Origin of the sequence: Arthrobacter sp. NPDC093128 (assembly GCF_040683875.1) — a bacterium.
In the GTDB taxonomy this organism is placed as follows: Bacteria; Actinomycetota; Actinomycetes; order Actinomycetales; family Micrococcaceae; genus Arthrobacter.
The window spans coordinates 1-13140 of the sequence record NZ_JBFBEY010000007.1; the positions used below are offsets into that span (position 1 = coordinate 1).

Sequence of the window (13140 nt, forward strand, 5' to 3'; positions counted from 1 at the left end):
GCTACCGAAACAAGCCCACCGCACCAGCCGCCCCGGCCCACGCCGGCATCAACCACAAAACCAACCAGCTGTCACAAACAGCTTGATTCATTCCGAACGGCCACTGACCTGGGGTAAATACCACCGTGAACGGGACGCTAAGGTGACCGGCGCCGTAGTTGCCCCCTGTTCGTGAATGTCCTGCGGTTGATCCTCACCGTCTGGCATTGACCCTGGCTCTAGCCAAAGGGACTGCCGCGGTCGCACGATGGCCCCGGTAGTTTCTCTAGACGACTGCTAGCCGGGCGTCTCGTTCTGCTCTCTTTGGGCCAGCCGCTGGAGTTGCCAACTGTGCACGTCGGGGAGCCAATCCAATGTGGCCGATGGACCGACCCGCGGGTCGTCGGGATCACTGCCGTCTCGCAGGGCCTGCACGTACGCGCGATCCTGTTTGAATCGTGCTCGTAGCTGCTCAGCTCCGCCGACAGAGCCGTGACCGGGGATGACGGCATCAACGTCGTCGGCCACGCTCTCGAGCAGCCCCAAGGTGGCGAGGTAGTCCTCGATCGGATTCGCGGCCTCTAGGTCGAGGAACGGCATCAGGATGTTAGAAAGCATGTCGCCGGCGACAAGGACGCCGCGCTCCTCGATCAACAGCGCCGCATGGCCTGGGGCATGGGCCTGGTGCTCGATGATCCGGACTTTGGGGCCATCCCAAGGAATCTGCGCAGCTTCGGCGGGCAGACCGGTAATGAGACCGAGCAGATCCATCGGGATCTCCTCGGCGTACTCCGGCGGGAGCCCCACGGCTATGCGGGCCTTCCAGTCCGCGTTCGACAGCAGATCCTGGATAGAGGCCGCGCAGCGGGCTGTACCGTAACGGGGCGCCGCACCGAGCTCGGCGTGCCAGAGCAAGTGATCCCAATGAGGATGCGTCGAGAAGCCTGCCACAACGGTCTGGCCCAACTCGCGAAGGTCGTTCGCGAGGGCCGCCATTTCATCGCCCGTTATACCGGGGTCGATGAGCAACACACCGTCCCGGCCCTGCACGACAACGGAATTACTCTGGATGAACTCGCTCTCGTGAACTAGAACACCCTCAGCGACTTCGTTCAGCATGAAATGCCTTCCGCTTGTGGGTTGCAACCGCTTGTCGAGACTGTAGTACTTGGCGGTGGCAGATTGCCAACAGTATGGGCGAAGCGGGTGAGCCGCGGTCGGGGTGCCCAGGTCGAGGCGTTCGGCGATCGGCGATCGGTGGACCGTGATCGTGCTCCGCGACATCGTCTTCGGAGGACCGTCGATATTTCCGAGGGATGCGGGCCGGCTCAGCGGAGGGGATCGCCTCAAATGTCGACGACGGCGGTAGGTGATGGCCTATCGGACAGCCTTATGGCCTGGGGCCCAAGCAACACAGGCTATTTGGGCCGATCCGGGTGTCAGTCTTTCTTCAGTTCCTGGGCGAGCATTACGAGGATTCCGCTGGGTCCGCGGAGATACGTGAGTTTGTAGACGTCACCGTAGGTCGCCACGCCGCGTAGCGGAGTACATCCGTGCTTCGCAGCTATCTCAAGGGCTTTGTCGATGTCGTCAACGGAGAAGGCCACGCGGTGCATTCCGATGTCGTTCGGACGAGTTGGGTTCGTCTCGATCGCTTCGGGGTGGATGTATTCGAAGAGTTCCAGTCGACCCTGACCATCCGGGGTTTGGAGCATCGCAATTTTCGCGTGGTTGCCATCAAGCCCGACGGCAGTGTCGGCCCACTCGCCGCTGACCGTATCACGGCCGACGACCGTGAGCCCGAGGTCGGTGAAAAAGGCGATTGTTGCTTCGAGGTCGCGAACGGCGATACCGACGTTCTCAAGTTTGATGGCCATGCGTTCAAGCTACCAAGGCGGACCGATTAGCTCCAGTGGCGAGCCGGGACTCGACTGAACAAGCTCCGGGAGCATTGGGGGCTCACTGAGGCAGCTTGAATTCACGGCGACTTACGTCGCAGGCGGGCCGTCCGCCGAACCCTCTGTGGCACGGTCCGCTTGGAGATCCCCCACAGGGCAGAAGCGCCCTCACAGGGCAGAAGCGCTGGTCCGCATGAGCCAATCTTTCACTAGCGCGGCAGTAAGATCCGGGCGCTCGAGATGAGCATTATGGCCAGCGGCGTCGAGCACCGCGTAGGTGCCCCGGACATAGTGGTTGCGGAGTTTCCACCCGTCCTCGTAGCCAGTTACATGGTCCTGACGCCCAAAAAGGTGCAACGAGGGCGCCTCGAAGGGGGCAGGATGCGCGACCTCCGGTTCTACGGAGAGCGCGTACTCCGCTGCAACGCGATCGAGAATGGTTTGGTTCGCTGTGCGAAGACCAGGAAGTGCATATCGGGTGAATGCCTCGAGCGTGGCCTCGCTCTGGACGACGGTCATCTCTTCGTAGTCATCCCTCACCTGTCCAGCCAAAGCCAGGACGGCGAGGTCCTCTCGGACAACCTGCCGGCGGGGAAGGCACCGCGCCCCATGGGTCGGCTCGTACACACCCGCAAGAGTAGCCAGGCCAAGGACCTGATCTCGAAGCTCGTGAGCAACGCACCGGGCAATCATGCCTCCGAAGGAGTTGCCGATCAGCGCGAAGGGCCGGTCTCCAAGATACGCATGGATGTCGTTCAGAGCCCCCTGCGCGACGTGGTCCGTGCTGGTGACGTTGATGTCAGCATTCCCCGCGGCCCACGGTAGGTCGATATAGATCCGTTGCCATCCGCACTCATCAATGGCGTCCTCCAACGGCAGCATGATCCGATGATCTACACCGAATCCGTGGATTACGACGAGCGGAACTCCTTCTCCTAAGATTTGAGCAATCACAAACCAGAGCCTACAGGCCCAGTTAGAGCCTTCAGCGTTCGCGTGGGGCGCGCATCGGTCCCGCCCATAAGCCGGTCAGCGAAGTAACCCTCCCCGGACGGTTTTCCATTGGACTGACTCGCGCCGCGCTGAAGGGCTGCGCGAACATCTAGCCTCGGGAAGACGAAATGGCTACCAAACGGCCTATACAGATACGAACACCAAGACTGCTGCATCCCAATTCCTTAGACCGGCATGGACCGATCGACGCTAGGCTGGGATTATGGGGCATTGGGGATTAGATAGGCAGCGCTCGGCTACATGGACAGGAGTAGCCGGATGCCTGCTCTTGGTGGGCTACGCAGTTGCCGGCGCGTTACAGGTTCTAGTGTGGAACCCTCTGGCTGCTGTCCCAGGCGCCACGCTGGCCGAAATCCACACAGCTATGGATAAGGCGAATGAATCACTTGCCGCGCCGACGGTTCTTGTATGGGCAGCCATTGGAACATCTCTAGCGGCAGCAGTTCTGATTGCTGCACTGAAGCATTCCATCTCAGGAAAAACCACGGCAGCCCTCAACCTATTGCTGCTCGTGTTAGCGGCTCCGTCACATTGGATGGCGTCCTTTGCCGCCGGGATGGGGCTCGCTGATGCCTTTGAAATATCGGGCGGGGATTACGCGCCCTGGGGCAAGGTTCTCTATATCGTCAGCGCCATGTCGTTGGTAGCACTGCTCGCGGTTGTCGTTCGAAGGGACCCCACCCCACACGCGCCAGCCGTCTGATGTTCCCGTCGCATTGCTTCCTACGCATTTGGGAGCGCCGCAGAGAGTGTCCATTGCCTGTGATAGGGACGTCGGGTTAGAGGAACCCTTACCGGGCGGAAGGTGGCGGTCCTGCTCATGGGTCCAATATTGCGGAGTCGCATGCGACCAAGATATATCTACCCGCCAAAGACGGCTGGTAAGGATTAGAGCGACACATCACGGGACGATGGTGATTCACGCCTAGGCGGACTCGTTTCGATCCCAAGTCGAAGGACTCAGTAGTACGAATTCTCGTCTGCGCGTAGCTTTATTTCATGGGGAAGCTTGTAGCGCTGGCGCAGGTAGGCCTTTTGGTGTCTGTTCTTGGAAGCGGGTGCAGCCTGATACCAGGGCCTGGCCCTGTACCAAGCGGTGGCGCCGCACCAAGCGGTGATCCTGTACCGGGCGGTGGCGCCGAAACGTGCGTTGAATGGGTCCGATTCGAGACCCCTCAAGACCAATACGACAAGGCCGGCGTGGTGCTCATTGGAAAGTCTGTAAGCCGGGCCGGTGAGACCAGCATTTACGGTTACAAGGCCACGACCCACCTTGTTGAAGTCGAGCAGGTACTCAAAGGGGACCCCCGAGATGGGAACCTCCGCGTCTCCTCCATGCCCCCGACCTGCACTGGAGGCGAGACCTACCCCGACGGCGATCCGCTCGATCCCAATCAGAGAGTCATCATTTTTGCGACCAGGCAGGGCGGCGACTGGTTCACCATGACGCCCTCCCAAGGAGTCTTGCCTTTCCCACAGGGCACAGAGCTTCCCTTCCACTAGTGCGGGTCCGGCCGAGTGGCCATTGGACTCGGATCACTGCCTTCGCCGGCCAGGACCGAACCCCTACCGGGACGAATCCTGGTCCTCCGACGAGTGGTAGTGGTCGCTCAGAGGATAGCGACCTTCATCGGGCAGCCAACCGGTCGTCCATGAGTTGACGAAGAATCGGTTTCCTTATGAAACCGGCGCTGCGTGGGTTGCGGATCGGCCAAAGGGGGCCGCCAGAAGGCCGTTTACTCAACGAAAGCGGGTCTCAACTTTTGGGCTTCACGGGGTGCCCGCATTTGTGGAATAGTGCCATCAATAGCCTTGGGGGTAGAACTGATGAAGCGCAGACGTTTTCTGGACATCGCAGTTGCCATTTTTCTTATGGCAGTTCCGCTCACTGGATGCGCGGGGCAGGAACCAGGACTCGAAAACCTACAATCGTTTGGTTCCATTGATGAGGCCTACGCGGCCGTCGATGACATCGTGGACTGCGACTCCAAACCCGTTGGCGATCCGGTAGTCCCTATGGGCGATGGGGTTCCACTCACTTCGGCGCGGAGACTCTGCTCCGAAAATGTTCAGATAGACCTCTACCCTAATCAGGACGCTCTTGAAGAGAGTTATCAAACGTGGGCCGCCTCAAGACAGGGAAAAATCCCGCTCGTTCGCGGCAGTAACTGGATGGTTGTTGACCTCAGCCAAATCGCGACTGGCCAGCAGTCAACGTTGAACATCGAACGCTTGGCCGAGAAACTGAACGGCGTGTACGCCGTTGTCGGCGCATAGTTGGATGCAACCCCAGGATGCGCCCGGCGGCAAGAGTTTGGTTCGGATAGCGCACAGCGGAGTTCATACATGGCAGTTGTCCGTTGCCACATGGTGACGGGGAGCGCCGCCCGGAGCTCGTCGTCGGCACGGTAGCCGTCAATGAAGGACGCTAGTGCCCGCGCCGCCTCAAATGGGTTCGCCGATGCGTCGTTTAGCGTGAATGCCTGTGCGGCGTAGGCGAGGTCCCATAGGCGCGTGCTCGGTGCGGCCGCGTCTCAGTCGATGAATACCCATCGGTCTCCGATGAGGAGATTCCACCGGGGCCAGGTCGTTGTGGCAGATCAGATCGGCTCTGGGAGCCGGAATGTGTGTGATCCAAGTTGAATCGGAGTCTGGCCCGTAGGCTGCACTGGCGTCGTGAATGGCGCGCACCAGGCGGCCGACCCGGGACAGCTCGGAGAGTGACAGTGGGCGCGAGTCCATGGCAAGGCACCTGGGGACAAACTCTGTCACTTGTCGGCCTGGGTGTCCTGTCCATAGACAACAGGCACATCAACGCCGGCGTCGCGCATGGCCCTCATGTACGCGAGCACACTTGGTGTAGCGGCCGTCCACGGTTTGCGGACCGTCGATCCGACGCGCACCACACCATCGGTGGCGTTGCCCCTAGTCAGGAGGATTTCTTCCATCCCACAAACCTAGCGCTCACGCCCGGGCACTCCGAAGAGCGATCCCGCACTGGCGGTCGCCCTCGGAGCGGGGTGGGTCGTCGGGTTCAGCTATGTCGTCGCGGACACCGCCGGTCTCATTCCCGTCGAGGTGGAGATCGCGGTCCTCCCGGCGCTCATGGGCGCCGTCTTCCTGATCGCCCTCGTCATCGGGAAGATCAGATACCGATGAGGAACCGCATCGCGGATCTCCGATCCGAACATGCCTGGACCCAGGCCGATGTGGCACAGCGTGTGGGCGTTTCCCGGCAGACGATCAACGCAATCGAGACTGGAAAGTTCGATCCGAGCCTTCCTGTAGCCTTCCGACTCGCCCGGCTATTCGAGCTGAAGATCGAGGAGATATTCCTCGACGAGCAGTGAGACGCATCCCAATCCCGGCGAGACAATGCTGCGCCTGCTGGTCAGCACAGGTGATCAATGCAGAGGTTGCAGTCCCCCGGGCTGGCCAATCTGGAGACTTTGCACTCTTATGTCGAACCGCCTTTCTTCGGCCGGCGAGGGTTCGGCTCTCGTCCAGTCGATAGCTATTCAAGAGCGTTGTAGCATTTAGTTGCGAAGGCCCGCCTGTCCCCCATAGGCGGGCCTTCGTTGTCCCTAGGACCTGATCTCCCATGAATCACGCTCAGCCGTTTACACACCTGATGATCTGCCGCCACTCGCCCGAAATTTCAGCCACCCCCTGCCATTGCAGGAGTCGGTGCAGACGGAAGTGATGGACTACGCCTTATGACACTAAATCGAAACCCGCTGGTTGATTCGTTCCTTGAGTCGCTGGACCATCCATTGAAGCCCGTGATCGAGCGCCTGCGGTTGGCTGTCCTCGACGCGGATGATGCGATATCGGAGCGTATCAAGTGGAGGGCACCAAGCTTCTGCTTCCATTCTGTTGATCGGGTCACGTTTAATTTGCGGCCGCTTCATCACGTTCAGCTAATTTTTCACCGCGGAGCAAAGACCATCGAGGATGACTTTCATTTTGACACCGCCAAGTGGACCGGGCTGCTGGAAATGATCGGGCAAGACCGCGGCCAAGTGATCTTTCCAAGCGCTGAGGTCGCCACCGCAAGGCAGGACGAATTCGTTGCGCTTGTCCGGGAATGGGTTCGAGCATAAGTCGACAACCGGACGCCGGGCTGGAATCCAGGCTCGGCTAGATGTCCCCAAGTGTCAGCGCCGGCGGCGAACCTCCGTCAATGTCCACTACGCCGAACTCCTTCGCTACCGCGGCGGCCACCAGCACCTGGCCCGTCCGCGCCATCAGGTTCGGATCGTGAAAAAGCGCGTCGATGACGCGGCCGATGAACACAGGGCTCTCACTGGTCGAGAGATCGAACATGCCACTTTTCGCCGCTGCCAGTACGGACTCGGTCCGAACCAGACCGGGGTAGAGCGAGATTACGGGGATATCGAACGGCTTCAGCTCGACGGCCATGTCCGATGTCATCTTGTCCGTCGCCGCTTTTGCGATGCCGTAGATCGTGTTGCCGAGGTGCCGCTGCGCCGCCCAGAAGCTGATGTTGATGATCAGGCCGCGCTGCCGTGGCGTCATCATGCGCGCCGCGTGCGCCGAAGACATATGCCGCGCGCACGCCGACATCCATCATGCCGGTCCAGCGATGCGGCGGTTGCTCCCAAAACGGTGCAGCCCAAGTGAACGCGCCGCCTTCGACCATCTTCTCGTAGCCGCCCCACGCGCAATTGACGAGGAGATCGAGGCTGCCGCACTCGGAACGGATCGTCTCAAACACGCATGCCGTCTCTTCGTCTTGGAGATGGTCGCAGCGCAGGCGCCGCATCTCCCGCGGCAGGTCCGCCTGTTCGATCGAGCGGCCCGAGCCGTAAACGCGGAACCCCGCTGCCAGAAGGCCAAGAGCGATACCGCGGCCGACGCCTCGGCTCGCGCCGGTAACGAGCGCCACGCTTCCCGTCTGCGCTTCGCTGCGTTTCCGATCGTTGGATGTGCTACCGGCCACCGGCCTGCCTTCCGTTCCGCGACCTCATGATACGCCGGAGCCGGCGCCTTGGACCAGCAGCGCAAGCAGCACCCATGCTGGCTCCATGGCCCCGGCCTTTTGGCCTTCATCGGGACGCTGGCCTCCCTGTCGGAGCTCATGTCACAGTACGGGTATGCGGCATCGCAGAATGCCGGTTGAAGCAACCGGATACTCTCCAGGGGGAATGGTCATGTGGGAATGGATCAGGTACCGGGCGCTCATCCTGGCCGCGGTGCCGTTCGTCCTTGCCGGTTCCCTCTGGTTGTTGTTCGAGAATGCTGGCGGGTGGGACAAACTGGGGTTCCTTTTCATACTCATCGTGGCGATGCCGCTATTGGCAGGGATGGCTGCTTTCTCAGTGATGTTCGCCTTTCGAAAGGACGATGACCTTCGCAAGCTGGATAGGACGTCGAAAGTGGGCAGCGTATTCTCGCTAACCGTGTTCGGCAGCCTGGTTCTGTTTGGCGCTATTGGAATCATCCAGTCTCTTTGGTTCTAGAGCGCCAGTTCCACGATCTGATTTTTCGCCGACGTTAGGGGTTGTGAGGATAACGAGTTGCTGGGTCGCACGTGTCATCGCGACATAGCGGTCGACCGCTCCTTCGATCCCCGTGCCGAACCCCTCCGGATCGACGAGGACCACCAGGTCGAATTCGAGCCCCTTCGACAGCTCCGGGGTCAGCCACCTGACGCGGGACGTTGCCTCGAACGAGCCGTCCCCGACGTCACTCGTGCCAATGACGCAGGCGATCCCGTCAGCATGCGTGGCGAGCCAGGTGTCCAGGATCGAGTTCAGCTCCAGCGTCGATCCGTGGACGACGGGCATGCCGCTGCTGCGGATGGACGTCGGCACGTTGGCGTCCGGGATCACGGCCCGGATGACCGGCTCGGCTTCCGCCATGATCTCCTCCGGCGTTCGGTAGTTGATACTGAGGGCCGCCAGGTTCACGTTGGTCAGTCCGAGGCGCCCGAGCCGTTCCAGCCACGACTCCGCGAACCCGTGCCTGGCCTGGGCGCGGTCCCCGACGATGGTGAAGCTCCGCGACGGGCAGCGGAGCTTCACCATCTGCCACTCCGCGTCAGTCAGCTCCTGCGCCTCGTCCACGACGACGTGGGCGAACGGGTCGGCCAGCGTGTCCGGGTCGGCGGTCGGCAGCGCGTCCTCGTCGACCAGCTTGTCCTGCATGTCCTGCCCGCGCAGCATTGACATCACCATCAGTTCGGAGTCGTCTGCCGCAATAAGGTCGTCCACCACCCTGTCCATGAGTTCCCGCTCAGCAGCCAGGGCGGCGTTCTGCCGACGCACGCGTCGCGACGCCTCGGGGTCGCCGAGCCGTTGCCGGGCTGCGTCCAGGAGCGGTAGGTCGGGTGCGGTCCAGGCCTTGGGATTCGGGCGCAGCAACTTCCTGACCTCTGCAGCGTTCAGCCAGGGCGCACACAGGCGCAGGTACGCGGGCACTGACCAGAGGTCGCTGACCAGGTCGGTGTAGTCGAGCAGCGGCCACGCTCTGCTGAATGTCTCCACCAACTCCGCATTCTGGGTGAGAGCCCGGCGGAGCAAGCCTTCCGGGACGTCGCCGCCGTCGAACTTGTCCACGAGGATGGTGAGCAGCTCCTCCCAGACCTCGTCCCGTGCCTCGTTGTGCGGGGTGCCGGACGCCGGCGCTTCGAACGCCTCGGCCCACTCGTCAGAGCTGAGCCAGACATCAGCCCACGGAGTCTCCACCTCCATGCCTTGGGCTGGCGGACTCTCGTAAAACCTGACTGCCGATTCGATCGACTTCACCATGCCCGCGGTCGACTTCAGCCGTGCCACGTCCGGGTCGGTCTCGATCGCTGCCGTGGCGCCCTCGGGGACGAGATCCCGCAGGGTGCAGGTCTGCACTCCTTCCTCTCCCAGGCTGGGGAGGACGTCGGCGACGTAGGCCAGGTAGGGCCGGTGCGGACCGATGAACAGAACGCCGCCCCGGCGGTGACCAAGGCGCGGGTCGGAGTAGAGGAGGTAGGCGGAGCGGTGCAGCGCAACGACGGTCTTGCCTGTGCCTGGACCGCCGTCGACGACGAGGGCACCGCGCGATGACGCCCGGATGATGGCATCCTGGTCCGCCTGGATGGTGCCGAGAACGTCTTGCATCCGAGCAGACCGGCTGCTCCCCAGACTGGCCATGAAAGCGGAAAGGTCCTCGAGGGACGCTTGCCCTTCAAACCCGTCCGGAGCGAACACTTCGTCCCAGTAGTCACTTACTCGGCCGCGGGTCCAGCGATATCTGCGGCGCTGCCCCAGCCCCATCGGGTTGGCGTACGTCGCTCCGAAGAACGGCTCAGCCGCGGGCGAGCGCCAATCGATGAGCAGCCGACGGCCCTCGCTGTCCGTGAGGCCAAGACGTCCGATGTACACGGGTTCGGGGGTGTCAGCACTGACGATGCGTCCGAGGCACAGGTCCAGACCGAAGCGACGCAGTGCGCGCAGGCGAGAGGTCAGCCGGCGGATCTCCACGTCCCGCTCCAGCGCCTCCTGGCCCATGCGGCCGGGGACCCTGCGCGCGGCATCGAGACGGTCGGACAGATCCGCGATCGACTGCTCGAGGCTCTCCGCGATTGCCGTGAAATGCTGCTCGTCGCCGGCGATCAGCTTCGGATCAGCCTTGGGCATGAGGTGGGCGGGCAGGTTGAAAGCGCTGGTGGTCAGGGGCACGTCATCAGTTCCTTTCTGGGCTGAGCGATGTCCCGAACCAGTTGGAGAGCGCTTCTCGTAGAGCGGGCGCGGCGGTCTAGGTGGACGCACATGTCGCTATCTCAATTCCGTTGGTCCTGACTTCGGCTCTCAATTCTGCGGCCCAACCCGGGTCTTGCGGCAAGCCCCCCTGTGCCCTATAGATTGAAAGTAAGGAGGAATGTGTTGCAGTGGGGTCAGATGGGAAGCCGTTGGAATCCGATGAGTATTCGCCAGACCATCGCCTTTTCGCTCACAATTGCTGTTGCCCTCGTGGCACTGCTGGTTCCGGTGTACGTCAACGTAAAACTGACTAACGACGGGCCAGAACAGGTCACCACCTCGACCCTGTTTGAGACTGGAGGACCCTCCGTCTTCGTGCCGTTGCTCATCCCCGTGGCCCTAACCGGGCTACCTCTTCTGCTAACGGGACGCGCACAACGATATGCGTCAGTCGCGACCACCGTCGCGCTTGCCATCTTCACCATCATTGCGTCTGCAACCATAGGCTGGTTCTACGTTCCGGCACTGGCCGCAGCGGTCGCCTCAGTAGTTGCCCGTCCGGAAAGTCGTAGCGACCCAGGCGGGAAAAACAGGTAGCGCCCACTCAAGCCGGATCCCGGCGTTAGGCATACAGTTTTTGTGAGAGGTCGTTTCCTTAGGAACTACTCTCGGCGGTAGCGGCGCCAGTGCCCGGAACAATGGTGACACCGGGCATTGGCGCGCTGGCCGGAAGGCCGCGCGCCAGAGCCTGCGACAAGAGGGCCGCGGCGGTCCAGCGCATCGAGGCGATGGCTTCTTCCCGGCTAAGGCCACCCACATCAGTCAGCCAGACCAGGGACTCGATTCCTATCGCACTCCGGATTGCCAGAACCAGTCGATGAATGTCCTGATCCGTCATTTTCTCCTTGAGCGGCGCAAGCGCCTCGGAGATCCAGGCAATCGCCCGACCCTGCCGGAGAGGGAGGTCACGCCCTTCACCGCTCGTCGGTTCAAGCGAAAGTCGCAGCATGGTGCGTTGCTGGGATTCAGTTTCGACAATCATCCTGGTGAACTCCACCACCACCGCATCCAGCCGTTCCGCCGCGCCATCAGGCGGAGACGCCGGCAACAGCGACGTCCGCGCGGTTTCCGGATGGGCCGCAGCCAGCAACGCCCGCTGCCCCGAGAAATAACGGTAGGCCGTGGCCCGCGCAATCCCGGCGGCCTGCGCCGCATCATCCACGGTCGGCGAAATGCCGGACGCAACCAACGAGCGTGCCGCCGCAACCAAGGCATCCAGTGTGCGGCGCTTCTGGCCCGTCCGGCCAATGTCCGCGTAAGGTCTTGACATACTTTTCATGATACCTGAGTCTTGTTATGGGACATCCGTCTCATAAGTCTTCCTACCACGCATCGGGGCGAGAATCATGGAGACGAAAAAGGCCGCATCAGCAATCGTCAGGCAACCGGGGGAAGGGGCCAGGCGTTGGTTCTTCGGCGGAGGGATGCACACGTGGAAGGCGACCGAAGAAGACACCGCGGGAGCGTTCCTCCTCTTCGAAGACGAGATGTCCCTCAATAAAGTCACGCCCATGCATACGCATCCGGATTCCGATGAAACCATGTACGTCCTGGCGGGGGAGATCCTGATGAACATGGACGGAACCGAACACCGGGTCGCTGCCGGCGGGGTGACCATCGCACCGCGCGGCGTACCCCACGCATTCAAAGTGCTCCAGGACAAGACCCGGGTGCTGTGCCTGCACACCCCCGGCACGGCGCAGGCGTTCTACGATGGCGCCAGCGAACCTCTCCGCCCCGGAAACGAGCCGGGGACGGTGAACTTTGACCGCATCCGCGAATCAGGACGGGTGAACGGCGGCATCGAGATCGTCGGCCCTCCCCCGTTTCCGGAAGCCCAGGACTGAGGCCGGGGCGCGCGCTAACGGCCAGCGCCGGTGTGGCGTGCGGCAAGGAAAGTTCCAGCGGTTGCCAGGACCGGCACAATGAGGAACGCAAGTGCTTCCACATGGGCCAGGCCGCCGGCGTTCATGTACGCCGTCATGCCGATCCACCAACAAAGAACCGAAACCAAGCCCGCGACGATGACTAGAAAGTCCCGCGTCGCCGGGCGATTCAACACGTGCAGGCTGGTGAGGCCACCGCGGCCGGACCGCTCCGGGGCAAGGCGCCTGCTGTGACGCCCTGCGACGGAGCGGCGGTGGCTACCGTGGCTGCGAGTACTCGCCGAAACCTCCACACCGGACACGTTCCGACGTCGCAGCGCGCGGTAAATTGCGAGAGTCGCCAACATGGGAACACTGAGGAACAAGACAAATCCGGCTCCGCCGCTCGCCAGGCCACCGGCGTGTACAAAGGCGGTCATTCCGATCCACCAGGAAAGGCCTGTCGCGAAAGCACCTGTGAGGAGAAGGACGTCCCGCGCGCGGGGAACGTCGAACGAATCGAGGGTTTGTTTCGTCGTCACGATGACTCCTGAAGCGGATTACCCCATGAACTGTCTGCTAGCCATCACAGCATGAATCGGCACCTTTGGCGAGACCCGGGAT

15 protein-coding genes and 1 pseudogene are annotated in these 13140 nt (G+C 62.0%); 7 read left to right on the plus strand and 9 right to left on the minus strand.

Annotation, left to right across the window (positions count from 1 at the left end):
• Positions 1-276: 276 nt before the first annotated feature.
• The 3 genes from AB0N24_RS09720 to AB0N24_RS09730 all read right to left on the minus strand — a co-directional run bounded on the left by AB0N24_RS09720 (position 277) and on the right by AB0N24_RS09730 (position 2831).
• Positions 277-1098 (minus strand): MBL fold metallo-hydrolase, encoded by an 822-nt coding sequence (locus tag AB0N24_RS09720; protein WP_364123240.1) that lies wholly within the window; start codon positions 1096-1098, stop codon positions 277-279.
• A gap of 320 nt (positions 1099-1418) precedes the next feature.
• Complete coding sequence (locus tag AB0N24_RS09725; protein ID WP_364123242.1) at positions 1419-1856, minus strand: VOC family protein; 438 nt, start codon at positions 1854-1856, stop codon at positions 1419-1421.
• Positions 1857-2045: 189 nt separating this feature from the next.
• On the minus strand, positions 2046-2831 hold the full coding sequence (locus AB0N24_RS09730) for an alpha/beta hydrolase (RefSeq protein ID WP_364123244.1): 786 nt from the start codon (positions 2829-2831) through the stop codon (positions 2046-2048).
• Positions 2832-3255: 424 nt separating this feature from the next.
• On the opposite strand from AB0N24_RS09730, the gene AB0N24_RS09735 reads away from it, so the two are divergent.
• Together AB0N24_RS09735 and AB0N24_RS09740 are read left to right on the plus strand one after the other, a co-directional pair.
• Positions 3256-3594 (plus strand): hypothetical protein, encoded by a 339-nt coding sequence (locus tag AB0N24_RS09735; RefSeq protein WP_364123246.1) that lies wholly within the window; start codon positions 3256-3258, stop codon positions 3592-3594.
• Between the two features lie 1124 nt (positions 3595-4718).
• Positions 4719-5168, plus strand: a complete 450-nt coding sequence (locus AB0N24_RS09740) for a hypothetical protein (protein WP_364123248.1) — start codon at positions 4719-4721, stop codon at positions 5166-5168.
• 491 nt (positions 5169-5659) lie between these two features.
• On the opposite strand, the gene AB0N24_RS09745 is transcribed toward AB0N24_RS09740, so the two are convergent.
• Positions 5660-5839, minus strand: coding sequence for a hypothetical protein (locus tag AB0N24_RS09745; protein WP_364123250.1), 180 nt, complete (start codon positions 5837-5839; stop codon positions 5660-5662).
• A 207-nt stretch (positions 5840-6046) separates the two neighbouring features.
• On the opposite strand from AB0N24_RS09745, the gene AB0N24_RS09750 reads away from it, so the two are divergent.
• Complete coding sequence (locus tag AB0N24_RS09750) at positions 6047-6241, plus strand: helix-turn-helix transcriptional regulator (RefSeq protein WP_364123252.1); 195 nt, start codon at positions 6047-6049, stop codon at positions 6239-6241.
• Positions 6242-6607: 366 nt separating this feature from the next.
• Positions 6608-6994, plus strand: a complete 387-nt coding sequence (locus tag AB0N24_RS09755; RefSeq protein WP_364123254.1) for a DUF1801 domain-containing protein — start codon at positions 6608-6610, stop codon at positions 6992-6994.
• A gap of 37 nt (positions 6995-7031) precedes the next feature.
• Here AB0N24_RS09755 and AB0N24_RS09760 read toward each other — a convergent pair whose 3' ends face one another.
• Positions 7032-7457 (minus strand): SDR family NAD(P)-dependent oxidoreductase, encoded by a 426-nt coding sequence (locus tag AB0N24_RS09760; RefSeq protein ID WP_364123256.1) that lies wholly within the window; start codon positions 7455-7457, stop codon positions 7032-7034.
• Between the two features lie 61 nt (positions 7458-7518).
• A pseudogene (locus AB0N24_RS09765) lies at positions 7519-7854 on the minus strand (SDR family NAD(P)-dependent oxidoreductase); the annotation flags it as partial.
• 169 nt (positions 7855-8023) lie between these two features.
• Here AB0N24_RS09765 and AB0N24_RS09770 point away from each other — a divergent pair.
• A complete protein-coding gene (locus tag AB0N24_RS09770; RefSeq protein WP_364123258.1) occupies positions 8024-8374 on the plus strand; it encodes a hypothetical protein in 351 nt (116 codons plus the stop codon).
• Here AB0N24_RS09770 and helR read toward each other — a convergent pair.
• Complete coding sequence (gene helR / locus AB0N24_RS09775) at positions 8309-10570, minus strand: RNA polymerase recycling motor ATPase HelR (RefSeq protein WP_364123260.1); 2262 nt, start codon at positions 10568-10570, stop codon at positions 8309-8311. The genes AB0N24_RS09770 and helR overlap by 66 nt on opposite strands.
• Positions 10571-10810: 240 nt before the next feature.
• Between helR and AB0N24_RS09780 the strand changes: the two genes are divergently transcribed.
• Entirely contained in the window at positions 10811-11188 is a 378-nt protein-coding gene (locus tag AB0N24_RS09780) for a hypothetical protein (RefSeq protein WP_364123262.1), read from the plus strand.
• Positions 11189-11246: 58 nt separating this feature from the next.
• Here AB0N24_RS09780 and AB0N24_RS09785 read toward each other — a convergent pair whose 3' ends face one another.
• Positions 11247-11861, minus strand: coding sequence for a TetR family transcriptional regulator (locus tag AB0N24_RS09785; protein ID WP_364123264.1), 615 nt, complete (start codon positions 11859-11861; stop codon positions 11247-11249).
• Positions 11862-11997: 136 nt separating this feature from the next.
• Here AB0N24_RS09785 and AB0N24_RS09790 point away from each other — a divergent pair, with 136 nt between their 5' ends.
• On the plus strand, positions 11998-12498 hold the full coding sequence (locus AB0N24_RS09790; RefSeq protein WP_364123266.1) for a cupin domain-containing protein: 501 nt from the start codon (positions 11998-12000) through the stop codon (positions 12496-12498).
• A 14-nt stretch (positions 12499-12512) separates the two neighbouring features.
• Here the strand turns inward: AB0N24_RS09790 and AB0N24_RS09795 are convergent, their stop codons facing one another.
• Entirely contained in the window at positions 12513-13058 is a 546-nt protein-coding gene (locus tag AB0N24_RS09795) for a hypothetical protein (RefSeq protein ID WP_364123268.1), read from the minus strand.
• Positions 13059-13140: the final 82 nt, after the last annotated feature.

What these genes read in the sequence shown, in the direction of transcription:
- AB0N24_RS09770 (WP_364123258.1), top strand. Translation starts at nt 8,024, where the DNA reads ATGCCGGTTGAAGCAACCGGATACTCTCCAGGGGGAATGGTCATGTGG.
- AB0N24_RS09760 (WP_364123256.1), bottom strand. Translation starts at nt 7,457, where the DNA reads ATGTCTTCGGCGCACGCGGCGCGCATGATGACGCCACGGCAGCGCGGC.
- AB0N24_RS09750 (WP_364123252.1), top strand. Translation starts at nt 6,047, where the DNA reads ATGAGGAACCGCATCGCGGATCTCCGATCCGAACATGCCTGGACCCAG.
- AB0N24_RS09780 (WP_364123262.1), top strand. Translation starts at nt 10,811, where the DNA reads ATGAGTATTCGCCAGACCATCGCCTTTTCGCTCACAATTGCTGTTGCC.
- AB0N24_RS09755 (WP_364123254.1), top strand. Translation starts at nt 6,608, where the DNA reads ATGACACTAAATCGAAACCCGCTGGTTGATTCGTTCCTTGAGTCGCTG.
- AB0N24_RS09720 (WP_364123240.1), bottom strand. Translation starts at nt 1,098, where the DNA reads ATGCTGAACGAAGTCGCTGAGGGTGTTCTAGTTCACGAGAGCGAGTTC.
- AB0N24_RS09740 (WP_364123248.1), top strand. Translation starts at nt 4,719, where the DNA reads ATGAAGCGCAGACGTTTTCTGGACATCGCAGTTGCCATTTTTCTTATG.
- AB0N24_RS09745 (WP_364123250.1), bottom strand. Translation starts at nt 5,839, where the DNA reads ATGGAAGAAATCCTCCTGACTAGGGGCAACGCCACCGATGGTGTGGTG.
- AB0N24_RS09725 (WP_364123242.1), bottom strand. Translation starts at nt 1,856, where the DNA reads ATGGCCATCAAACTTGAGAACGTCGGTATCGCCGTTCGCGACCTCGAA.
- AB0N24_RS09790 (WP_364123266.1), top strand. Translation starts at nt 11,998, where the DNA reads ATGGAGACGAAAAAGGCCGCATCAGCAATCGTCAGGCAACCGGGGGAA.
- AB0N24_RS09735 (WP_364123246.1), top strand. Translation starts at nt 3,256, where the DNA reads ATGGATAAGGCGAATGAATCACTTGCCGCGCCGACGGTTCTTGTATGG.